The organism is Microbacterium sp. GXF6406, assembly GCF_054798215.1.
Genome location: NZ_JBSJZH010000007.1, coordinates 77,129 through 98,712 on the forward strand (window position 1 = coordinate 77,129; position 21,584 = coordinate 98,712).

Genomic DNA, 21,584 nt, shown 5'->3' on the forward strand with positions numbered 1-21,584 from the left:
TGGGGAGGCCGAGGGGCCAGCGTCCGATTCTACCGCCCTCCTCCTGGGTGGATGCCCCGACTCCTCAAGCGAGACCGCGGGCCGTCAGAGCCTCGGCAACCTGGTCGCCGTGCCGCAGCGCCCGCACGAGCAGAGGGAGCACCATCCGCCAACCGAGACGGACTCCTCGAGCGCGCTCCGCATCTCGCATCTGGGCCCGGAACCCCGCGATGACGGGAACCATCGCGATCACCAGCAGAAGCGTCAGCGAAACCGCATCCGCGTTCACCCCGAACCGGCGAAGCGGTGCGAGCGCGACCCGAAGCACGTCGAGCATCTCCCCCATGGGGGTGGATGCTGTCACTGCAGCGGCTGCCAACAGGATCGACGCCATCCGCGCCACCGCGACGACCGCAGCCTCCGCCCCGGAGAAGACCCAGAGGAATGTCCCCAGCACGAGGATCAGCCAGCGCAACTGCCAGATGCTGCGCAGAACCTCTCGGAGCCCGAGTCCGGCGATCAGGTGGACGGCGATGACCGCGAGGAGGGCGCCGACGGCGGCCACGACCGTTCCCGCCCAGATCGAGATCACGAGACTCACGACGACCAGTGCGCACAGCTTCGCGGCGGCGGGCAGCCGATGAAGCATCCCGTTACCCGGTCGGTAGAGCGGGATCATCCGACGAGTTCTCGATACATCGTGACGATGTCGGCCGCAGGACCTGCGGCGTGCAGACGGCCGTTATCGAAGAGGAACGCCTGCTCGCAGCGCGCCGCAAGTTCGAGGTCGTGGGTGACGATGACCGTCGGGATGCTGAGTTCCTCGATCAGCAGGTCCGCGATCCGCCGCGCGTTGCGTCGATCGAGGAGAGTGGTCGGCTCATCCGCGATGAGCAGAGGGGGCTCTGAGACGAGGACGGATGCGAATGCCAGCAGTTGCTTCTGCCCGCCGGAGAGACTGTGCACGGAGGACTCCGCGTGCGCCCCCAAACCGTAAGCATCGAGGACTTCCCCAACCCGCGTCTCGACGTCCTGCTTCGACAGGCCCCGGCCGCGCAACGACAGCGCGACGTCCTCGGCGACGGTCGGCATGAGCAGTTGCGCATCGGGCGCGGAGAACACGAAACCGGCTCCCTGAGAGGACGGCGCGCTTCCGAGCACGCGGACCTCCCCCGCACTGGGGCGCACGAGCCCGTTCAGCAGACGCGCGAAGGTCGACTTGCCCGATCCGTTCGCACCGATCACCGCGATACGCTGCGCGGTGACCGAAACCGTCACGTCCGAAAGGATGCGCTTCCCGTCGATGTCGACATCGACATCGGCGAGCCCCAGGGTTTCGCCGGCGTTCAGGACACCACCGCCTGCTGCGCGGGAGCGGGCACCGCTGCGAACGCGGCCGGGTACGCCCGGCGCAGCGCCAGAGCCAGCAGGGTCGCCAGCACGGCTTTGAGAAGATCGCCCGGGAGGAAGACCAGGCTCGACAGGGCCGTCGTCGCCAGATCGACGCCCGTGACGAAGGCCTGCACCGGGATGCCGAGGAGATAGATCGCCGGGATACCGCCGATGAGCACCGCCAGCGCCACGCGCCACCAGCGCCACGCGCCGGCACGGATGAGCAGCCCGATCACGATGACTCCGGCGATCCACCCCAGCAGATAGCCGGCAGTCGGACCGACGAGAACACCGAGACCGCCGCGCCCGCCGGCGAGGACGGGAAGCCCGACCGCCGCGAGAACGATCACGATGAGAACGGCGAATGATCCGCGACGAGCACCGAGGACGGCTCCGGCGAGCATGACGCCGAGAGTCTGCGCTGTGACGGGCACACCGCCGACAAGCGGAACGGCGACCGTCCCGAGCACGATGATGAGCGCTGCGAAGACAGCGATGCGGGCAAGATCGTTTGCGTCGAGCCGTGTACGTGCAGCCATGGAGCCACCTCCTGAACAGTGTTCACCTGAACGGCGTTCAGTATAGCTGCCCGTGCGGGTCAGTTCGAGACCGGGCCCATGCGCGCGATGCGCTCCACGGCTTCTCGGAGAATCTCCGGACTCGTCCCGAAATTCAGTCGCACGTGACCAGCGCCCTCCGCTCCGAAAGCGGGCCCGAAATGCAGAGCGACGCGCGCCTCACGCAGAATGCGCTTGGAGGGGTTCTCGCCCCATCCGAGGGCAGAAAGGTCGATCCATGCCAGATATCCGGCATCCGGCATCCGATAGCACGCACCCGGAAGGTGCTCGGAAAGCAGCTCCCCGAGGAGCCGTCGATTCTCATCCAGTGTGAGGAGCAAACCATCCAGCCACTGGTCGCTCTCAGCGGCGAACGCCGCGACAGCGGCGAGCATCCCGAATTGACCGGTGCGCCACTCCACCTCGATCGGCAGGCTCCGTAGCACTGCCGTCGGCTCATCATCCGCGGTGACCATCAGCGCGCACTTGAGCCCCGCGAGATTGAACGCCTTGCTGGCGCTGACGATCGCATAACCGATCGAGCGCGCGGCATCCGAAACCGCGAGAAAAGGGGTGAAACCGGGCCCCGGTTGCGCGAGCGGCGCGTGGATCTCATCCGAGACCACAACCGCGCCGTGCCGCGCTGCAGCCTCCGCCAGGATCGCAAGGGATGCTGCAGAGTGCACCGTTCCCGTCGGGTTGTGCGGGTTGCACAGCAGAACGGCACGCGCCCCCGATGCGAGTGATGCCTCGATGGCCTCGTGATCGAGTTCCCAGCCATCGCCCGTATCGCGCAGGGAGATGCGCTCGACGACTGCGCCGGCCTCCTCCACGAGGTCGAAGAACGGCGGGTAGACGGGCGTCGTGACGACCACCCGATCACCGGGTCGCGTCACCCGTCGCAGGATCTCGACGATCCCCATGCTGACATCCGCCGTCGAACGCATCCGGGCAGGATCCGGCGACCACGCGTAACGCCGCTCGGCGAAGTCCGCGAATGCGGCCGCGAGCGGCGTACGGGAGGCGACATAACCGGTATCGCCTGTGCGGACCGCCCGCTCGAGCGCCCGGGTGATGGCCGGAGCGAGCGGGAAGTCCGTCTCTGCGACGAACAGGGGCAGGACGTCGTCCGGGTATTCGCGCCACTTCTCGCTGGTGCGCTGGCGCAATTGATCCAGCGGAAGCGCGCGAACCCGTTCCATGTCAGATCGCGAAGCCGAGGGCGCGCATCTGGTCGCGACCGTCGTCCGTGATCCGTTCTGGACCCCACGGCGGCATCCACACCCAGTTGATGCGGAATCGGTCGACGACCTTGTCCAGAGACTGCGCCGTCTGCTCCTCGAGCACATCGGTGAGTGGGCAGCCCGCGCTGGTCAAGGTCATGTGGATGACGAGAGCGTCGTTCTCGTCATCCCACGCCAGGTCGTAGATGAGGCCGAGGTCGACGACATTGATCCCCAGTTCGGGGTCCATGACGTCCTTCAAGGCCTCGGTGACCTCGTCGTACTTCTCCGGAGAAAGAGTCGCGGTCATGCGCTCAGCCTACGCCTCGATCGGCGACGAGGGGTCGAGGAAGCGGTCGTAGCCCTCTTCCTCGAGACGGTCGGCCAGCTCGGGGCCGCCCTCTTCGACGATCTTGCCCTTGACGACCACGTGCACGAAGTCCGGCCGGATGTAGCGGAGGATGCGCGTGTAGTGCGTGATGAGCAGCACACCGAGGCCGGTGGCCTCCTTGGCGCGGTTGACGCCCTCGGAGACGATCTTCAGCGCGTCGACATCGAGACCGGAGTCGGTCTCGTCGAGGACCGCGAACTTCGGCTTGAGAACCTCGAGCTGCAGGATCTCGTGGCGCTTCTTCTCGCCGCCGGAGAAGCCCTCGTTGACGTTGCGCTGCGCGAACTTCGGGTCCATGCGCAGGTTCGTCATGGCTTCTTTGACGTCCTTGGTCCAGCCACGGATCGCCGGCGCTTCACCGTCGAGCGCGGTCTTCGCCGTACGCAGGAAGTTGGTCACGGTCACACCGGGGATCTCGACCGGGTACTGCATCGCGAGGAACAGACCGGCGCGGGCGCGCTCGTCGACGCTCATCTCGAGGACGTCCTCGCCGTCGAAGGTGATCGAGCCGCTCGTGACGGTGTACTTCGGGTGGCCGGCGATCGTGTAGGCGAGAGTGGACTTGCCCGAGCCGTTGGGGCCCATGATCGCGTGGGTCTCACCGGTCTTCATGGTGAGGTTGATGCCGTTGAGGATGGGGGTGGCCCCAGCCTCGGTCTCGACCGTCACGTGCAGGTCGCGGATCTCAAGAACAGACATTTCAGACTTCCTTCGTCACAGTCGGATCGATGAGCACGTCGTCGCCGTCGATCGTGACGACGTAGACCGGGACGGGCTCATAAGCGGGGAGATTATGGGGAACGCCGGTGCGCAACGAGAACGCGGAGCCGTGGGCCCAACATTCCAGCGTGTCGCCTTCGACGAATCCTTCGGAGAGGGAGATGGATCCGTGGGTGCAGGTGTCGCCGATGGCGTGAACCTCACCGTCGCCATCGAGGACGACGGCCATGGGGACGCCGTCGATCTCGACGCGCAGCGCCGTGTCCTGCTCGAGCTCGCTGAGGCCGCAGGCGCGCTGAGCACTCACGCGCCCACCGCCGCGAGCTCGGACTCGATGACGGCGAGCAGCTCCTCCTCGAGGGCCGGGATGCCGAGACGGTTCACGATGTCGGTGAGGAAGCCCAGCACGACGAGACGACGGGCCTCGATCTCAGGGATGCCTCGGGCCTGCAGGTAGAACAGCTGCTCGTCATCGAAGCGTCCGGTGGCACTGGCATGGCCTGCGCCCTGGATGTCGCCGGTCTCGATCTCGAGGTTCGGGATCGAGTCGGCGTGCGCTCCCTCGGTGAGGATCAGGTTGCGGTTCGCCTCGTAGGAGTCGGTGCCCGTGGCATCCGGTCCGATGAGGACGTCGCCGATCCAGACGCTGCGCGCACCCTGACCCTGGAGCGCCCCCTTGTACAGGACGTCGCCCGTGGTGTGCGCACCCTTGTGGTGCATGTACACCTGGCTCTCGAGGTGCTGACCCGCATCGGAGTAGGACAGGCCGTAGAGCTTGCCCTCGGAGCCGGTTCCCGACAGCTCGACGTTCGGATTCACGCGGACGATGCCGCCGCCGAAGCTCAACACGAAGTGGTTGAGCGTCGCGTCCTTGTCGACGCGCGCCTGATGCGCCGACGCGTGGATCGCGTCGTCGTTCCAGCGCTGCACCGTGATCACGGTGAGGCGAGAGCCCGGACGCGCGATGATCTCGACGTTCTGCGCGTACTGCGCGCTGCCGCTGTGGCGCAGGAGCACCGTCGCGGAGCTGTTCTCGAGCGCCTCGATGACGATGTGATCGTCGGAGCGCTTCCCGGCGCCCTGACCCGTGAAACCGACCATGATCGGCTCGGCGACCTCTTCATCACGTGGGATGCGCACATGCATGCCCTCGTCGGAGCCCTGCCAGGCCACCGCCGAGACGATGTCTTCGGGGATGAAGAACTCGCCGCGCGGGGCGGAGACCGCCGCGAGCGGGCTGGACACGTACTCGGCACCGGCGAGGACCTCGCGGACGATGCCGGCATCGCCGGACGCCTCGGAGAACAGTGCCGTGAGCTGCGCGACCGGGGTGTGCTTCCAGTTGACCTCGCGACCGGTGGGAGCACCGAAGTCTTCGGGGTCGAAGGAGCGCGGACGCTCGGAGCGGGTCTGCACCGGAACGAAACCGGCGTCGGAGACCTGCGCTGCGGGGTCGATGTGCGCGTTCGTCTGCTGCGCCGTGCTCGGCGCGGGGGTGAAGGCCGTCATATCAGCCGACCGATCCTTCCATGCCCATCTCGATGAGCTTGTTCAACTCCATCGCGTACTCCATCGGCAGCTCGCGGGCGATCGGCTCGATGAAGCCACGCACGATCATCGCCATGGCCTCGGTCTCTTCGAGGCCGCGCGACATCAGGTAGAAGAGCTGCTCCTCGCTGACCTTCGAAACCGTGGCCTCATGGCCGAGCTGCACGTCATCGACACGGATGTCGATCGCCGGGTAGGTGTCGGAACGCGACTCGGTGTCGATGAGCAGAGCGTCGCAGACCACGGAGTTCGCGGAGTGGTGGGCTGCGGGATCGACCCGAACCTCACCGCGGTACGCCGAGCGCCCGCCACCGCGTGCGATCGACTTCGAGACGATCGACGACTGCGTGTACGGCGCCATGTGAATCATCTTCGCGCCGGCGTCCTGGTGCTGACCGGGGCCCGCGAAGGCGACCGAGAGCGTTTCGCCCTTGGCGTGCTCGCCCATCAGGTAGATCGCCGGGTACTTCATCGTGACCTTCGAGCCGATGTTCCCATCGACCCATTCCATGGTCGCGCCCTCGTGGGCGACGGCACGCTTGGTGACGAGGTTGTAGACGTTGTTCGACCAGTTCTGGATCGTGGTGTAGCGAACGCGCGCGTTCTTCTTCACGATGATCTCGACGACGGCCGAGTGCAGCGAGTCCGACTTGTAGATCGGAGCCGTGCAGCCCTCGATGTAGTGGACGTAGCTGTCCTCATCGGCGATGATCAGGGTCCGCTCGAACTGGCCCATGTTCTCGGTGTTGATGCGGAAGTATGCCTGAAGCGGGATCTCGACGTGAACGCCCTTGGGGACGTACACGAACGATCCGCCCGACCAGACCGCCGTGTTGAGGGCTGCGAACTTGTTGTCGCCGGGAGGGATCACCGTGCCGAAGTACTCTTCGAAGAACTCGGGGTGCTCGCGCAGAGCCGTGTCGGTGTCCATGAAGATGACGCCCTGGGCCTCGAGGTCCTCACGGATCTGGTGGTAGACGACCTCGGACTCGTACTGCGCTGCGACACCGGCGACGAGACGCTGGCGCTCGGCCTCGGGGATGCCCAGACGCTCGTAGGTCTCGCGGATGTCCTCGGGGAGGTCTTCCCACGACTGCGCCTGCTTCTCGGTCGAGCGGACGAAGTATTTGATGTTGTCGAAGTCGATGCCGCTGAGGTCTGCGCCCCACGTCGGCATCGGCTTGCGCCCGAACAGCTGGTATCCCTTGAGTCGGGTCTTCAGCATCCACTCGGGTTCGCTCTTCAGCGCCGAGATATCACGCACGACAGCCTCGGACAGTCCACGACGCGCGCTGGCTCCTGCCGCGTCAGCATCGTGCCAACCGAACTCGTACACCCCCAGACCTTCGAGCTCTGGGCGGTCGATCAACACATCCGACATCACACTCTCCTTGTTGGGCCTCAACGGTGTCATCCGCCCCGGCACGCCGGAGCCCCAAAGGTTGCGAGGGTCGGGTGCCGCTGGTGGGCCTCATCACGGACGCATTCTTCGCGCCTAAACTGTCAGTGATGCCTCTTGCGCTTTCGCGCCCCGCATCACAACAATTCGATTCTACAGGTTCCCCCTGGTGAACGGGCCGTGCCCGCGCGCCGGGCGTGGGCCGGAGGAAACATGTCCGAGACCAGTTCCGCCACCGCGATCCCGACAGGAAGCAGCGCGCCGATCCTCCCCCGCCTTCTGCGGGTGCTCGCGTGGCTGTCGTTCATCGCCGAGGTCATCATCATCGGCACAGGTGGCGCGGTCCGCCTCACGGCATCGGGCCTGGGCTGCACGGAATGGCCGCTGTGCACACCGGATTCGCTCGTGCCGACGGCGGAGCAGGGCATCCACGGCATCATCGAGTTCGGAAACCGCACGATGACCGGCGTCGTCGGCATCCTCGCGATCGCCGTGCTTCTGCTGACCCTCTTCTCGATCGCCGGCAAGCGAGCCGTCGTGCACGCGCTCTGGTCCGCCCTCTGGTCCGTCATTGCCGGGGTCCTCTGCCTCGGGCTGGCGCTGCTGGGCGGCTGGATCTACACGATGATCACCGGCGAGCCCGGGATCGCCGCGTTCCCCTTCTTCTCCCTCGGGCTGCTGGTCATGGTGATCGTCGGAGCCGTGCGGTCCTGGCGCTCGTTCGGCGAGCGGCGCGACCTCAGCGTGCTCGCCTGGCTGGTGCTCATCGGCGTCATCGCCCAGGCCTTCGTCGGCGGCATCACGGTGCTGACCGGCTTGAACCCCTTCATCGTCGGCTTCCACTACGTGGTCTCGTTGCTGCTGGTGTGCATCACGGCGGTCTACCTCGTGCGGATGCGCACGCATGACGGCCCGCGTGTCCGCGCCGTCCCGAAATGGTTCGCCGTCCTGACACACATCACCGGCCTCGCACTCGCCGCGACGATCTTCTTCGGTGTGCTGACAACGGCATCCGGGCCGCACTCGGGCGACGAGAATGTGATCCGCGACGGCTTCGATGCGACGGTCCTCGCCCACGTGCACGCCTGGCCCGGCTACATCCTCGCCGTCCTGGTCCTCATCCTCACCATCGCCGCGTGGATTCTGCGTCTGGATCCCCGCACCTGGCTCGTGATTCTGGTGGCGGCGATCCTCGTCCAGATCGGCGTGGGCGTCTGGCAGGCGCGCGAGGGGCTCCCCGAGATCCTCGTCGGCATCCACATGGTCCTCGCCTCTCTCTCGGCCGCGGCATACACGGTCGTGGTGCTTCGCCTGAAGCGCTCAGCCGACGCATAACCGGCGCATACCTCGCGCATGGAGACCGCGCGCAGGCTGAACGGATGAGAAACACCTCCCTCCTGCGCAGTCTCCCCTTCCTCCTCCTCGTCGTGCTGTCCCTGGCATCCGTCATCGTCGGCGGTTGGCTGTCGACCGACCAGATCTCGACCATGACCACCGCCCTGCTGGAGGGCACGGCGACCGGCGTGGAGGTCTACGCCGGGCAGAGCTGGGTCGTCATCGGAGGCGCCCTCGTCGCCGCCGGATTGATCGGCCTGTTCCTCGCGTTCGCGCTGGGCGCGGCAAAGGCGCTGCTCCCCCGTCGCGCGATCGACACTCTCGACCCGATCGAGAGGGACGACGCCGATAACAATGCGGATGACGTCATCTCGCCGGCAGCCGCTGCTGAACGTGCGGCCGCGATCGAGAACACTCCCGCATCTCCTGCACGCTGATCGTGCAGAGATGAGAACGGGCCGCTCCTCTCATGAGGAGCGGCCCGTTCTTCTTCAGAGGATCAGAACGGCAACAGCGGGTCGGCTGCGACCGCGAGGAAGATCAGCGTCAGGTAGACGATCGAGGCGTGGAACACGCGCATCGGGCGCGGGTTCTCGCCGCGCACGGCCTGACTGTAAAGACGGTGCGACTCGTAGACGAACCAACCGCCGAACACGACGGCCGAGACCGAGTAGACGAGGCCCATATCGGCGACCGGGATGAGCAGCAACGAGCAGGCGAGCGTCGCCCACGCGTAGAGGATGACCTGCAGGCCCACCTGCGGCGCGTTGCGCGTGACACCGAGCATCGGCACATCAGCGCCCGAGTAGTCGTCGCGGTACTTCATCGACAGCGGCCAGTAGTGCGCCGGTGTCCACAGGAAGATGAGCACGAAGAGGATGATCGCCGGCCAGGCGATCGCGTTGGTGACGGCGGACCAGCCGATGAGGACCGGGAAGCAGCCTGCGATTCCGCCCCAGATGATGTTCTGCTCGGTGCGGCGCTTGAGGATCATCGTGTAGATGACGACGTAGAAGAAGATCGCCGAGACCGACAGCGCGGCGGTCAGCAGGTTGGTCGTCGCCAGCAGCCAGACGGTCGAGAAGACCGCGAGAACCCAGGAGAAGATGAGGGCGGCACGCGGGGACACCTCGCCCGTAACAATCGGCCTGTTCACGGTGCGCTTCATATGAGCGTCCATGTCGCGATCGAGATACATGTTGAAGGATGCGGCCGACCCCGCGCTCGTCGCCCCGCCGATGACGGTCGCGATGATGAGGAACGGATGCGGGATGCCGCCGTGAGCGAGGAACATCACCGGCACGGTCGAGACCAGGAGCAGCTCGAGCACTCGCGGCTTCGTCAGCGCAACGTAGGCCTTGATCACAGACCCGATCGGACGCCTTGCCGTCGTCGCCTCAGACATGGTCGAGATATCGATCGCCTCCTCAGCGCACAGTACAGACAACCCTTCCATTCTACTCCACGCGAAACGCCCGACTCACGGCGTAAGAGTCGTTTCCCGCTCCCCCGTCCAGCGCTATGCTGAAACCCACTCGCGCGCCCGGCGCTGTGCACCTGTCCGTGACGATGCGGAGGCGCCAGATATTCGGGCGCCCTCGAAAGTTGTTGGAAAGGGCACGACCGTGACGGAACTGCAGTGGGATGAGATCGACCGACGTGCGGTGGATACCGCCCGAATCCTCGCGGCCGATGCCGTTGAGAAGGTGGGGAACGGTCACCCCGGTACGGCCATGAGCCTGGCTCCGGCCGCGTATCTCCTCTATCAGCACGTCATGCGCCACGACCCTGCCGACACCGACTGGCTCGGCCGCGACCGCTTCATCCTCTCGGTTGGCCACTCCTCGCTCACCCAGTACGTGCAGCTCTACCTGGGCGGCTTCGGGCTCGAGCTCGAAGACCTCGAGTCGCTGCGCACCTGGGGCTCGCTGACTCCCGGCCACCCGGAGTACGGCCACACCAAGGGCGTCGAGATCACCACCGGTCCGCTCGGCCAGGGTCTCGCCTCCGCCGTCGGCTTCGCGTATGCGGCACGCTACGAGCGCGGACTCTTCGATCCCGAGGCGGACGCGGGCACGAGCCCGTTCGACCACTTCGTCTACGTCATCGCCGGTGACGGCGACCTGCAGGAGGGTGTGACCAGCGAGGCGTCCTCGCTCGCCGGTCACCAGCAGCTCGGCAACCTCATCGCGATCTACGACTCGAACCAGATCTCCATCGAGGACGACACGAACGTCGCCTTCACGGAGGACGTCGCAGCGCGCTACGAGTCCTACGGCTGGCAGGTCATCACGGTCGATTGGAAGAAGTGCGGCGAGTACGTCGAGGATGTCGTCGAGCTGAACGCAGCCATCGAGGCTGCGAAGGCCGAGAGCGGCAAGCCCTCGCTCATCATCCTCAAGACCATCATCGGCTGGCCCTCGCCCGGCAAGCAGAACACCGGCAAGATCCACGGCTCCGCGCTCGGGGCCGATGAACTCGCCGCGACGAAGAGTGTTCTCGGCTTCGACCCGGAGAAGAGCTTCGTCGTCGCCGACGACGTCATCGCGCACACGCGCGGTCTCGCTGACCGGGCCGCTGTGACCCGTGCCGCCTGGCAGACATCGTTCGACGCATGGGCCGCTCAGAATCCCGAGCGCAAGGCGCTGCTCGACCGCCTCGAGTCGGGCGAGCTGCCCGAGGGCGTCGAAGGCGCACTCCCCGTCTTCGAAGCCGGCAAGGAAGTCTCGACCCGTGCCGCATCAGGCCAGGTCATCAACGCCCTCGCCGCTGAGCTGCCCGAGCTGTGGGGCGGATCGTCCGACCTCGCCGAATCGAACCTCACCACCATCAAGAGCGCGAAGTCGTTCATCCCGGCCGAGTGGTCGACGAACGAGTGGTCGGGATCTCCCTACGGCCGCGTGCTGCACTTCGGCATCCGTGAGCACGCCATGGGTGCGATCGTCAACGGAATCGTCCTGCACGGCAAGACGCGTGCCTTCGGCGGAACCTTCCTGATCTTCAGCGACTACATGCGTCCGGCCGTGCGCCTCGCGGCGCTCATGAACGTGCCCAGCATCTTCGTGTGGACCCACGACTCCGTGGCCCTCGGAGAAGACGGCCCGACTCACCAGCCGATCGAGCAGCTCGCGACGCTCCGCGCCATTCCGAACTTCGCCGTCGTGCGTCCCGCGGATGCCAACGAGACGTCGGTCACGTGGCTGGAGATGCTCCGCCGCCAGGAGGGCCCCTCGGGCATCGCGCTGACCCGTCAGAACATCCCCGTGTTCGAGCGTGGCGAGGGCGAGGCATCCGGCGATGTCTTCGCCGCGGCATCCGGCGCCGCCAAGGGCGCATATGTCCTCGCCGAGGCCCCCAACGGCACCCCCGACGTGATCCTCATCGCCACCGGCTCCGAGGTTCAGCTCGCCGTCTCCGCCCGTGAGACGCTGGCGGCAGAGGGCATCAACGCCCGCGTCGTCTCCGCTCCCTCGCTGGAGTGGTTCGACGAGCAGAGCGAGGAGTACCGCGAGTCCGTGCTCCCGACATCCGTCACCGCCCGCGTCTCGGTCGAAGCGGGCTCCGCCCTCACCTGGCGCGGCATCGTGGGAGACAAGGGCCGCTCCGTCGCGATCGACCACTTCGGCGCATCCGCCGATTACAAGACCCTGTTCCAGAAGTTCGGCATCACTGCCGAGGCCGTCGTCGAGGCGGCCCGCGCAACCGTCAAGGAGAACGCATGAGCACCCCCACCGCAGACCTCGCCGCCGCCGGCGTCAGCATCTGGCTCGACGACCTCTCGCGCACCCGCATCAACTCGGGCAACATCGCCGAGCTGATCCAGTCGCGCAACATCTCGGGTGTCACGACCAACCCGACGATCTTCGCCAACGCGATCACCGATAAGAACGACACGTCTTACGACGCGCAGGTCACCGAGCTCGCAGCATCCGGAGCATCGGCGGAAGACGCCGTCTTCGCCGCCACGACTCAGGACGTCGCCGCAGCCCTCGACGTGTTCCGGCCCGTCTGGGAGGCGTCGAACCACGTCGACGGCCGCGTCTCGATCGAGGTCTCCCCCGACCTCGCCCACGACACGGAGGGCACGGTCGCACAGGCCAAGCAGCTCTGGGAGAAGATCGACCGTCCGAACCTGCTGGTCAAGATCCCCGCGACGAAGGCCGGCCTGCCCGCCATCGCCCAGGCGATCGGCGCCGGCATCAGCGTCAATGTGACCCTGATCTTCAGCCTCGAGCGCTATGCCGAGGTCATCGCGGCGTTCCTCGCGGGCCTCGAGACCGCGAAGGCCGCCGGCATCGACCTGTCGACGATCCACTCCGTCGCCTCGTTCTTCGTCTCGCGCGTCGACACAGAGACCGACAACCGCCTCACGGCGATCGGTTCGGAGAAGGCCCTCGCTCTGAAGAGCAAGGCCGGCCTGGCGAACGCCCGCCTCGCTTACGAGTTGTTCGAGCAGAGCTTCGCCACCGATCGCGCCAAGGCGCTGCTCGAAGCCGGTGCCAACGCGCAGCGTCCGCTCTGGGCTTCGACCGGTGTCAAAGACCCGGCGCTGCCCGACACCCTCTACGTCACCGAGCTCGTCGCCCCCGGCGTGGTGAACACGATGCCAGAGAAGACGCTCGAGGCGACCTTCGACCACGGCGTCGTCACGGGCGACACGATCACCGGCGGCTACGAGGAGGCCCGCGAGGTCTTCGCCGGTCTCGGCGAGGTCGGCATCGACTTCGCCGACGTCACCCAGGTGCTCGAGGACGAGGGCGTGAAGAAGTTCATCGATTCCTGGCACGACCTGCTCGCCCAGGTCACCGAGGGTCTCGAGGCCCAGCGATGACGTTCTCTCTGCACGCCTCCGGCGCGGCACGCGTCGCGATCGACGAGGTCGTCCCGCGCCTCGTCGCCGATATGGTCGCCTCCCGCATCACCGCGTTCGACGCCACCCTGTGGGGAGAGGCCGCTGAGGAAGAGGCGTCCAAGCGCCTCGGCTGGGTCGAGGCGGTCTCCGTCTCGCGCCCGCTCGTCCCCGAGATCATTGCGCTGCGCGATGAACTGCGTGCGAAGGGCGTTCGTCGCGTGGTGCTGGCCGGCATGGGCGGCTCGTCCCTGGCTCCCGAGGTCATCAGCCAGACCGCGGGCGTTCCCCTGACGATCCTCGACTCGACGGCTCCCGGGCAGGTCCTGGCGGCTCTCGATGAGGGCCTCGCCGAGACCGTGCTGGTCGTCTCCTCGAAGTCCGGTTCCACGGTCGAAACAGACTCCCAGAAGCGCACCTTCGCTGCAGCCTTCCAGGACATCGGCATCGATCCGACCGAGCGCATCGTGATCGTGACGGACCCGGGCTCTCCCATGGATGCCGCGGCTCGCGCCGATGGGTACCGGGTTTTCAACGCCGACCCGAACGTCGGCGGACGCTATTCGGCCCTCACCGCCTTCGGTCTCGTTCCCAGTGGCCTCGCCGGCGTCGACATCGCGGAGCTTCTGGATGAGGCGGAGGCGACGCTCCTGCAGGTCGCCGTCGACGCAGCCGATAACCCGGCCTTGCGCCTGGGTGCAGCCATCGCCGCCACGAGTCCGCGCCGCGACAAGCTCGGACTGGTCACCGATGGCACCCACATTCAGGGGCTGCCGGATTGGATCGAGCAGCTCATCGCCGAATCCACCGGCAAGGACGGCACCGGCATCCTCCCGGTCGTCATGCTCCCCGTCTCGCCCGAGCTCGACACGCTGCCCGCCGATCTGCAGATCGTCCGTCTCGTCGACAACGCCCACCAGTTCCACATGACAGAGCGCCACCAGGGCGAGATCCTCGTCAGCGGATCCCTGGGCGCGAACTTCATCGTCTGGGAATACGCGACCGTCATCGCCGGCCACCTGCTGGGCATCAACCCGTTCGACCAGCCCGACGTCGAGTCCGCGAAGATCGCCGCACGCGGTCTTCTCGATGCCCGTCCCGAGCCGACCGAACCCGCCTTCGTTCAGAACGGCATCGAGGTGCGCGTCTCGAACCCGGCTCTCGCGAGTTCCGGCGACGTCGAAGCGGTTCTGGACGCCCTGTGGGCAGAACTGCCCGAAGACGGCTACGTGTCGATCCAGGCTTATGTGAACCGTCTCGATCTGGAGCAGCTGCAGGGCCTCCGGGAACTCGTCGCCGCAGACTCGGGCCGCCCCACCACATTCGGCTGGGGCCCTCGGTTCCTTCACTCCACCGGCCAGTACCACAAGGGCGGACCGGCGCAGGGCGTGTTCCTGCAGATCCTGGAGCGCACCGACGTCGACCTCGAGATCCCCGACCGTCCCTTCTCCTTCGGCCAGCTCATCCAGGCACAGGCCGCCGGCGATGCCGGTGTGCTGGCCGATCACGGTCGTCCCGTCGTCACCCTGACGATCACGGATGACTCGGCCGATGTGCTCGCGCTCTTCGAAGCAGCCCAGAAGTAGTCAGTAGGAGAACAGCACCCTGATGACCGTTCCCGTTTCCCGCGGCCACAACCCGCTGCGCGATCCCGATGATCGTCGCCTGAACCGGATCGCGGGGCCCAGCGCCCTCGTGATCTTCGGCGTCACCGGCGATCTCTCGCGCAAGAAGCTCATGCCCGCGGTGTACGACCTCGCCAATCGCGGCCTGCTCCCTCCCGGCTTCGCCCTCGTCGGATTCGCCCGACGCGACTGGGAGGACCAGGACTTCGCCCAGGTGGTTTATGAGGCCGTCAAGGAGCACGCGCGCACCGAATTCCGCGAGGAGACCTGGCAGCAGCTGCTCCAGGGCATCCGTTTCGTATCCGGCGAGTTCGACAACCCGGAGTCCTTCGCGAAGCTGCGCGAGACCGTCGAGAAGCTCGACATCGAACGCGGAACGATGGGCAACCACGCGTACTACCTGTCGATCCCGCCGAAGGCGTTCCCGCTCGTGGCCAAGCAGCTCAAGGACTCCGGTCTCGTGGGCGATGAGCGCAGCGACGACGAGTGGCGCCGCGTTGTGATCGAGAAGCCGTTCGGCCACGACCTCGAGTCTGCACGGGCGCTCAACGAAGCTCTCGAGGTGGCGTTCCCGGCGGACTCGATCTTCCGCATCGACCACTACCTCGGCAAGGAGACGGTCCAGAACATTCTGGCGCTGCGCTTCGCGAACGAGCTCTACGAGCCGATCTGGAACCGCAACTACGTCGACCACGTGCAGATCACCATGGCCGAGGACATCGGCGTGGGCGGTCGTGCAGGTTACTACGATGGCATCGGCGCGGCGCGCGACGTCATCCAGAACCACCTGCTGCAACTGCTGGCGCTCACCGCGATGGAGGAGCCGATCAGCCTCGAGGCGGATCAGCTGCGTGCCGAGAAGGAGAAGGTGCTCGCCGCCGTCCGCCTTCCCGACGACCTCTCCCTCGCGACCGCACGCGGTCAGTACGCGGGCGGTTGGCAGGGCGGCCAGCAGGTCGATGGTTTCCTCGGCGAAGACGGCATGAACCCCGAATCGGTCACCGAGACGTATGCGGCGATCAAGCTCGAGATCGCGAACCGCCGATGGGCGGGTGTGCCGTTCTACCTGCGCAGCGGAAAGCGTCTGGGGCGTCGCGTGACGGAGATCGCTGTGGTCTTCAAACGCGCGCCCGAGCACCTCTTCGGTCGAACGAACGCTGCCGAGCTCGGACAGAACGCCCTGGTCATCCGCGTGCAGCCCGATGAGGGCGTCACGATCCGGTTCGGCTCGAAGGTTCCCGGTGCGGGAACGAACGTGCGCGACGTCACGATGGACTTCGGTTACGGCCACGCCTTCACCGAGGCGAGCCCCGAGGCCTATGAGCGCCTCATCCTCGATGTCCTCCTCGGCGACCCGCCGCTGTTCCCCCGCCATGAGGAGGTCGAGCTCAGCTGGAAGATCCTCGACCCTGTCGAGCAGTACTGGGCCGCCGAGGGCGGACCGCTCGAGCAGTATGCACCGGGATCCTGGGGGCCGGCATCCGCCGACGACCTCCTGGCCCGCGACGGACGAGTCTGGAGACGCCCGTGATCATCGACCTTCCCGATACGACTGTCAGCCAGGTCGCCAAGCAGCTCGTCAAGGTGCGCGAGGAGGGCGGCGCCGTCGCCCTCGGTCGTGTGCTGACACTGGTCATCTCAGCGCGCAACGGTGTCGCCGAGGCGGCCATCGACGCGGCCAACGATGCGTCGCGCGAGCACCCGATGCGCGTCATCGTCGTCACCACCGGCGAGGGCGAAGCTCACCTCGACGCACAGATCCGTGTCGGCGGCGACGCCGGTGCGAGCGAGGTCGTGGTGTTGCACGCCTATGGCGATGCGGCCAGCAATGAGGAGAGCCTCGTGACGGGGCTGTTGCTTCCGGATGCTCCGGTCGTCGCCTGGTGGCCGGAAGAGGCACCGTCGAACCCGGCTTCGTCGCCTCTCGGGCGCATCGCTCAGCGACGGATCACGGATGCCGCGACCGCGACCGATGTCCGGGATCGTCTGGCCCTCCTGGGCGCGGAGCACGCGCCGGGAGACACGGATCTCGCTTGGACACGTCTGACTCACTGGCGTGAGCAGCTCGCCGCGGTTCTCGATCAGCCGCCGTACGAACCGGTAACGGCGGTCGAGGTGCTCGGTGCCGCCGCTTCTCCTTCGACGGCTCTTCTCGCCGCCTGGCTGCGACTGGCTTTCGACGTGCCGGTGGTCTGGCACTACGAGGACCCGGAGCACTGGGAGGCGGGCATCAAGTCCGTTCGTCTGACCCGCGCCAGCGGAGACATCCTGCTGGAGCGCCCGGAGACGAGCGTCGCAGTCCTGACCCAGCCCGGTCAGCCCGACCACGAGCTGCATCTCCCCCGCCGAACGCTGCGCGAGTGCCTGGCCGAAGAGCTGCGCCGTCTCGACGCCGATCTGCTGTACGGGCGAGTGATCACCGACGGCTTGGAGAAGCTCGGCCTTCCGGAAAAGACGGCCTGAGCGCTATGAGCACGAACTCTTCCTCCGAGAAGGTCGTCGTCGTCGAACAGACGCCGGCGGATGTCGCATCCCGCGTCGCGGATCGTTTCCTCACCCGAGTCCGGGCCCGTACGCGCAACGGGCGTATCGCCCATATCGCCCTGACGGGCGGGTCGATGGGCTCGGCGGTGCTGCGCGCTGTCGCTGAGCACCCGAAGTCCGAGAAGATCGACTGGTCGCTCGTGCACTTCTGGTGGGGGGATGAGCGCTTCGTCCCGGCGGCTGACGCCGATCGCAACGCCGGCCAGTCTCGCGCCGCGCTGCTGGACCATATCCCGGTACCCGCAGAGAACGTGCATGAGATCCCGGCGTCGGACAGCGGTCTGACGCTCGATGAGGCGTCCGCAGCCTATGCGGCCGAACTCGAGCGATTCGGCTCGGAGGAGCACCCGTGGCCGTCGTTCGCCGTGTGCTTCCTCGGCGTCGGCCCGGATGGTCACATCGCTTCGCTGTTCCCGGACCGCACCGAGGTGACAGAAACGGATGCTGCGACGCTTCCGGTTCGCAATTCGCCCAAGCCTCCGGCGGAGCGTGTGACGCTCACCCGCCCGGTGATCAATTCGTCCAAGCGCGTCTGGTTGGTGCTCACGGGCGCCGACAAGGCCTCGGCGCTGGGCCTCGCCCTGGCCGGCGCAAGCTACACGAATGTGCCGGCTGCCGGGGCGAAGGGGCGTAAGCGCACGGTCTTCTTCGTGGATCAGGCAGCCGCTTCCGAGGTCTCGGAAGACCTCATCGATCCCGCTTACTGATCGTCTTCGTCGATGGGGTCCGCAACCGGCGAGATGGTTTCGGATCCCATCGGCGTTTCCGCGGCGGTCGTGCTTCCGCGGACGATTCCGAGTTCCTGGCTCTCGTTGATCACCTGCGGGTGGTAGCGCGCGAGGCTGATGACTCCCCAGATCGCGACGGCCCCCGTCACGCCGAAGACGACGAGCGCCCAGGGCGGCGCGGCGGACGTCTCGCCGAGGATGACTGCTCCGATGAGAACCGCGACGAGCGGGTCGACGACCGTGAGACCGGCGATGACGAGGTCTGGCGGACCTGAGCTGTAGGCCGTCTGCACGAAGTAGGCGCCGACCGCGCTGGCGGCGATCAGGGCGATGACGCACACGATCATGATCCAGTCGAACTCGCCCGCCTGGAACCTTTTGATGATGGCCTTGGCGAGCGTGGCGACGAATCCGTAGAGGATGCCGGCACCGATCACGTAGAAGAGTGCGCGCATGCGGTGTCGAAGCACCAGCCAGCCCCCTCCGAGCACGATGATCACGACGAGGAGGATCGCGAGGATCGTGAGAAGCTCTGTGTCGGCGATCGGTCTCTCGACGGCGTAGAGCGCCGCCACGGCGACGAAGACGAATATGCCGCCCACGCAGGCGATGAGGGCGGTGAGCGAGCGTTTCGTCGGTGCGTGACCGGAGACGTGCGCGTTGAGCAACGTCGTCACGACGAGAGCGATCGCTCCGAGAGGCTGAACCACGGTGAGCGGCGCCATCGAGATCGCGGCGAGCTGGCAGACGATCGCCAGTCCGAGCATCAGGGTGCCGATGATCCAGGAGGGCCGGGTCAGCAGACGCTTCAGCTGAGCCCCGCTTAACCCGCTCGTTCCGTCTGCGCCGCTGAGTCGTTCGACCTTGGTGACGCCCCGGTGCTGATACTGCGCGCCGAAGGACATGAAGACGGCACCGGCGAGTGCCAGCGGGATGCCGAGCAGCAGCGCCGGGTTCTGGAACACGCCGATCAGCTGATCGCCGACCTCTTCGACGGACATCACGACGGCTGCGCTCACAGTACGACCTTACCCGGCGTCTGCGGCGCATTAGAGTTGTGGCGTGGCTGTTCTTCCGATTCGCATCATGGGCGATCCTGTCCTGCACTCCCCCGCATCTGCCGTCGCCGAGATCGACGATGAGATCCGTCAGCTCGTCGCCGACATGTACGAGACGATGGATGCCGCGCCCGGTGTGGGTCTCGCGGCCCCTCAGGTGGGTGTCGGCCTGCGCATCTTCACGTACTCCTATGTCGACGATGATGACCGTCCGTGGCGGGGCGTGCTCATCAACCCGACGCTGTGGATGATCCCGACGGAGCCCGGCTCCCCCGATCCGGATGACGAGTCCGAGGGGTGCCTGTCCTTCCCGGGCGAGCGCTTCGCACTCCGACGCTCAGATCGTGTACGTGTGATCGGCACCGACCTCGACGGTGAGCCGGTGGAGATCGAGGTCGATGGCTGGCGTGCGCGCATTCTCCAGCACGAGTTCGATCACCTCGACGGCATCCTCTACATCGATCGGCTGTCGGACAGCGATTGGAAGACGACGCAGAAGATCGCGCGCAAGCGCGGCTGGGGGCGTCCTGGCGCCAGCTGGCTGCCGGGAGTCGACGACCTCGAGGGATAGGGTTGACAGCGGCGCTCTTCGTTCGCCGCTCACAGTTACCCGAGGAAAATCCCCACTATGAACAACTCCCGTATTCGGCGTGCCCTGGCGACGGCCGGCACCGCTTCCCTTCTCGTCGCCTCGCTCACGGGCTGCGGAATGCTCGATTCGATCGCGGGTGCCGATACGCAGCGCGATGACGCCGGAAACGTAACCGAGAGCTCCGAGATCGACATCTTCGCGCTGCAGGTCGGCGACTGCCTCTCCGAGTCCGGCATGACGGGCGATGAAACCGCCAGTGCGCCGGTGGTCCCCTGCTCGGAGCCGCACCCCTACGAGGTCTACCACGAGTTCGAGCTTGCGGATGGCGAGTTCCCCGGCACCGAGGCCATCGAGCCGCTGGGCGTCGACGGATGCCAGACCGCTTTCGACGGCTTCGTGGGGCTCGCCTGGGAGGAATCGACGCTCGACTACACCTGGTTCGAGCCGACGGAGCAGAGCTGGAACGGCTCGGATGACCGCCTGATCCAGTGCATCATCGTCGAGGTCGACGCGACCGGCAGTTCGCTGGTCGATGTCGTCGGATCGCTCGCCGGCGTCGCACGCTGACGCGCACCGCGTTCTGAAGGAAGGCTCCGTCCCACGGGCGGGGCCTTCCTTCTTGTCCGGTGGTCGGGAAATGAAGAAGGCCCCGTCTTTCGACGGGGCCTTCTTCTCATCTGCTCCCCGAGTTGGACTCGAACCAACAACCTGCCGGTTAACAGCCGGCTGCTCTGCCAATTGAGCTATCGGGGATTATTTCCTCGCAGTAGAGGCAACTCCTCTAGCTTAGCAAACCTCCAGGCCTCCTCGTCACATCGAGGGGCCTCCTCGGGCGTGTCGCCGCTGGCGGTCAGCGGCTGCGCGAATCAGCCTCGGCGTTCGGCACCCAGAGAAGGTCTTTTCCAACGCCCCGCGCGACGACGTGGCCACCGCGCAGCATGAGCGTCTCGGCATTGAGCTCGCGGATGAACGCCGCGTCATTCGTGACGAGGAGGGCCCCCATCCCCTGCTCCTTGCGGCGCCGGGTAATCGCGTCGAAGACGACCGGGCGCACCTCGAGGTCGAGGTTCGCGAGCGGCTCATCCGCGATCAGCACCGACGGTTCGAGCACGAACGCCCGAGCGATGCCGACGCGCTGGCGCATACCCGCGCTGAGCTCGTACGGGAACCTATCGGCGGTGCCCAGCGGCAAATGCATCTCATCGAGCAGCGTCGCCACCCGGATCGACAGGGCCTTGGTGTTCACGCGCTTCTCACGGATGAGAATGGGCTCGGCGATGACCTCGCCGACCGTCAGCGTCGGCGGAAGACCCGCCCCGGCCCCCTGCGGGATGAATCCGGTCTGATAGGTGAGCTCACGGTGCCGGCGACCCGGCTTGCGCACGTTGACGCCACAGACCTCTGCCCGTCCGCCGACGATCTTCACCGACGGATCGGTCGAGCCGGCGAGGGCCGCGACGAGCGTGGACTTTCCGGATCCCGTGGGGCCGGCGACGCAGATGAGCTCCCCCGGAGGCAGCTGGAACGAGACGCCATCGACAGCGCGGGTCGGCAGTCCATGCCCGATGCGATCCACCACCAGATCAGAGCAATCGATGGCGAAGGAGGAGGAAGAGCGGCGAGACATGTCCTCCATCCTCCCCC

The 21,584-nt window shown here is 66.6% G+C and carries 22 protein-coding genes and 1 tRNA gene; 10 read left to right on the forward strand and 13 right to left on the reverse strand.

All coding sequences use genetic code 11. From position 1 onward, the window contains the following. Positions 1 to 64 precede the first annotated feature (64 nt). From ACWAUG_RS06110 to sufB, 9 genes are all read right to left on the reverse strand, one after another. On the reverse strand, positions 65 to 658 hold the full coding sequence (locus ACWAUG_RS06110) for an energy-coupling factor transporter transmembrane component T family protein (RefSeq protein ID WP_298036668.1): 594 nt from the start codon (positions 656 to 658) through the stop codon (positions 65 to 67). Then, positions 655 to 1,257 carry an energy-coupling factor ABC transporter ATP-binding protein gene (locus tag ACWAUG_RS06115; protein WP_460801845.1) on the reverse strand — a complete coding sequence of 201 codons (603 nt, stop codon included), beginning with the start codon at positions 1,255 to 1,257 and terminating at the stop codon, positions 655 to 657. The genes ACWAUG_RS06110 and ACWAUG_RS06115 overlap by 4 nt, the downstream gene beginning before the upstream one ends. Positions 1,258 to 1,325: 68 nt before the next feature. After that, complete coding sequence (locus ACWAUG_RS06120; RefSeq protein WP_298036675.1) at positions 1,326 to 1,910, reverse strand: biotin transporter BioY; 585 nt, start codon at positions 1,908 to 1,910, stop codon at positions 1,326 to 1,328. A 59-nt stretch (positions 1,911 to 1,969) separates the two neighbouring features. Next, positions 1,970 to 3,130 (reverse strand): MalY/PatB family protein, encoded by a 1,161-nt coding sequence (locus ACWAUG_RS06125; protein WP_460801846.1) that lies wholly within the window; start codon positions 3,128 to 3,130, stop codon positions 1,970 to 1,972. 1 nt (position 3,131) lies between these two features. Beyond that, positions 3,132 to 3,461, reverse strand: coding sequence for a metal-sulfur cluster assembly factor (locus ACWAUG_RS06130; protein WP_298036682.1), 330 nt, complete (start codon positions 3,459 to 3,461; stop codon positions 3,132 to 3,134). A 9-nt stretch (positions 3,462 to 3,470) separates the two neighbouring features. Continuing rightward, a complete protein-coding gene (sufC, locus tag ACWAUG_RS06135; protein WP_298036685.1) occupies positions 3,471 to 4,241 on the reverse strand; it encodes a Fe-S cluster assembly ATPase SufC in 771 nt (256 codons plus the stop codon). A gap of 1 nt (position 4,242) precedes the next feature. After that, positions 4,243 to 4,569: a non-heme iron oxygenase ferredoxin subunit gene (locus tag ACWAUG_RS06140; protein WP_460801847.1), complete on the reverse strand. Its 327-nt coding sequence runs from the start codon at positions 4,567 to 4,569 to the stop codon at positions 4,243 to 4,245. Further along, positions 4,566 to 5,771 (reverse strand): Fe-S cluster assembly protein SufD, encoded by a 1,206-nt coding sequence (gene sufD, locus ACWAUG_RS06145; protein ID WP_298036689.1) that lies wholly within the window; start codon positions 5,769 to 5,771, stop codon positions 4,566 to 4,568. The genes ACWAUG_RS06140 and sufD overlap by 4 nt, the downstream gene beginning before the upstream one ends. Before the next feature lies 1 nt (position 5,772). Further along, positions 5,773 to 7,191, reverse strand: coding sequence for a Fe-S cluster assembly protein SufB (sufB, locus tag ACWAUG_RS06150; protein WP_460801848.1), 1,419 nt, complete (start codon positions 7,189 to 7,191; stop codon positions 5,773 to 5,775). Positions 7,192 to 7,422: 231 nt separating this feature from the next. On the opposite strand from sufB, the gene ACWAUG_RS06155 reads away from it, so the two are divergent. Both ACWAUG_RS06155 and ACWAUG_RS06160 read left to right on the forward strand, forming a co-directional pair. Next, positions 7,423 to 8,544, forward strand: a complete 1,122-nt coding sequence (locus ACWAUG_RS06155; protein WP_298036695.1) for a COX15/CtaA family protein — start codon at positions 7,423 to 7,425, stop codon at positions 8,542 to 8,544. Positions 8,545 to 8,588: 44 nt separating this feature from the next. Beyond that, positions 8,589 to 8,981: a dinucleotide-utilizing enzyme gene (locus ACWAUG_RS06160; RefSeq protein ID WP_460801849.1), complete on the forward strand. Its 393-nt coding sequence runs from the start codon at positions 8,589 to 8,591 to the stop codon at positions 8,979 to 8,981. Positions 8,982 to 9,043: 62 nt separating this feature from the next. Here ACWAUG_RS06160 and ACWAUG_RS06165 read toward each other — a convergent pair whose 3' ends face one another. Then, positions 9,044 to 9,964, reverse strand: a complete 921-nt coding sequence (locus ACWAUG_RS06165; protein ID WP_460801860.1) for a heme o synthase — start codon at positions 9,962 to 9,964, stop codon at positions 9,044 to 9,046. 205 nt (positions 9,965 to 10,169) lie between these two features. Between ACWAUG_RS06165 and tkt the strand changes: the two genes are divergently transcribed. Genes tkt through pgl form a run of 6 tightly spaced genes read left to right on the forward strand, consistent with a single transcriptional unit; the run spans position 10,170 to position 18,269 of the window. Continuing rightward, positions 10,170 to 12,266: a transketolase gene (gene tkt, locus ACWAUG_RS06170; protein WP_298036699.1), complete on the forward strand. Its 2,097-nt coding sequence runs from the start codon at positions 10,170 to 10,172 to the stop codon at positions 12,264 to 12,266. Then, positions 12,263 to 13,375 carry a transaldolase gene (tal, locus tag ACWAUG_RS06175; RefSeq protein WP_460801850.1) on the forward strand — a complete coding sequence of 371 codons (1,113 nt, stop codon included), beginning with the start codon at positions 12,263 to 12,265 and terminating at the stop codon, positions 13,373 to 13,375. Before tkt ends, tal begins: the two co-directional genes overlap by 4 nt. After that, a complete protein-coding gene (locus ACWAUG_RS06180; protein ID WP_298041068.1) occupies positions 13,372 to 14,979 on the forward strand; it encodes a glucose-6-phosphate isomerase in 1,608 nt (535 codons plus the stop codon). Before tal ends, ACWAUG_RS06180 begins: the two co-directional genes overlap by 4 nt. A gap of 22 nt (positions 14,980 to 15,001) precedes the next feature. Then, a complete protein-coding gene (zwf, locus tag ACWAUG_RS06185; RefSeq protein ID WP_298041070.1) occupies positions 15,002 to 16,549 on the forward strand; it encodes a glucose-6-phosphate dehydrogenase in 1,548 nt (515 codons plus the stop codon). Next, positions 16,546 to 17,481, forward strand: a complete 936-nt coding sequence (locus ACWAUG_RS06190) for a glucose-6-phosphate dehydrogenase assembly protein OpcA (protein ID WP_298041072.1) — start codon at positions 16,546 to 16,548, stop codon at positions 17,479 to 17,481. Before zwf ends, ACWAUG_RS06190 begins: the two co-directional genes overlap by 4 nt. Positions 17,482 to 17,486: 5 nt before the next feature. Continuing rightward, entirely contained in the window at positions 17,487 to 18,269 is a 783-nt protein-coding gene (pgl, locus tag ACWAUG_RS06195; protein ID WP_298041074.1) for a 6-phosphogluconolactonase, read from the forward strand. Here the strand turns inward: pgl and ACWAUG_RS06200 are convergent. Continuing rightward, positions 18,263 to 19,291 (reverse strand): DMT family transporter, encoded by a 1,029-nt coding sequence (locus ACWAUG_RS06200; RefSeq protein WP_298041088.1) that lies wholly within the window; start codon positions 19,289 to 19,291, stop codon positions 18,263 to 18,265. The two genes, pgl and ACWAUG_RS06200, sit on opposite strands and share 7 nt — an antisense overlap. A gap of 61 nt (positions 19,292 to 19,352) precedes the next feature. On the opposite strand from ACWAUG_RS06200, the gene def reads away from it, so the two are divergent. Together def and ACWAUG_RS06210 are read left to right on the forward strand one after the other, a co-directional pair. Then, positions 19,353 to 19,919 (forward strand): peptide deformylase, encoded by a 567-nt coding sequence (def, locus tag ACWAUG_RS06205; protein ID WP_298041077.1) that lies wholly within the window; start codon positions 19,353 to 19,355, stop codon positions 19,917 to 19,919. A 57-nt stretch (positions 19,920 to 19,976) separates the two neighbouring features. Beyond that, entirely contained in the window at positions 19,977 to 20,507 is a 531-nt protein-coding gene (locus ACWAUG_RS06210) for a septum formation family protein (RefSeq protein WP_298041079.1), read from the forward strand. 113 nt (positions 20,508 to 20,620) lie between these two features. Here ACWAUG_RS06210 and ACWAUG_RS06215 read toward each other — a convergent pair. Together ACWAUG_RS06215 and ACWAUG_RS06220 are read right to left on the reverse strand one after the other, a co-directional pair. Next, positions 20,621 to 20,693, reverse strand: a tRNA-Asn gene (locus tag ACWAUG_RS06215). Between the two features lie 97 nt (positions 20,694 to 20,790). After that, entirely contained in the window at positions 20,791 to 21,567 is a 777-nt protein-coding gene (locus tag ACWAUG_RS06220; protein ID WP_298038356.1) for an ATP-binding cassette domain-containing protein, read from the reverse strand. Between the last annotated feature and the right edge of the window lie 17 nt (positions 21,568 to 21,584).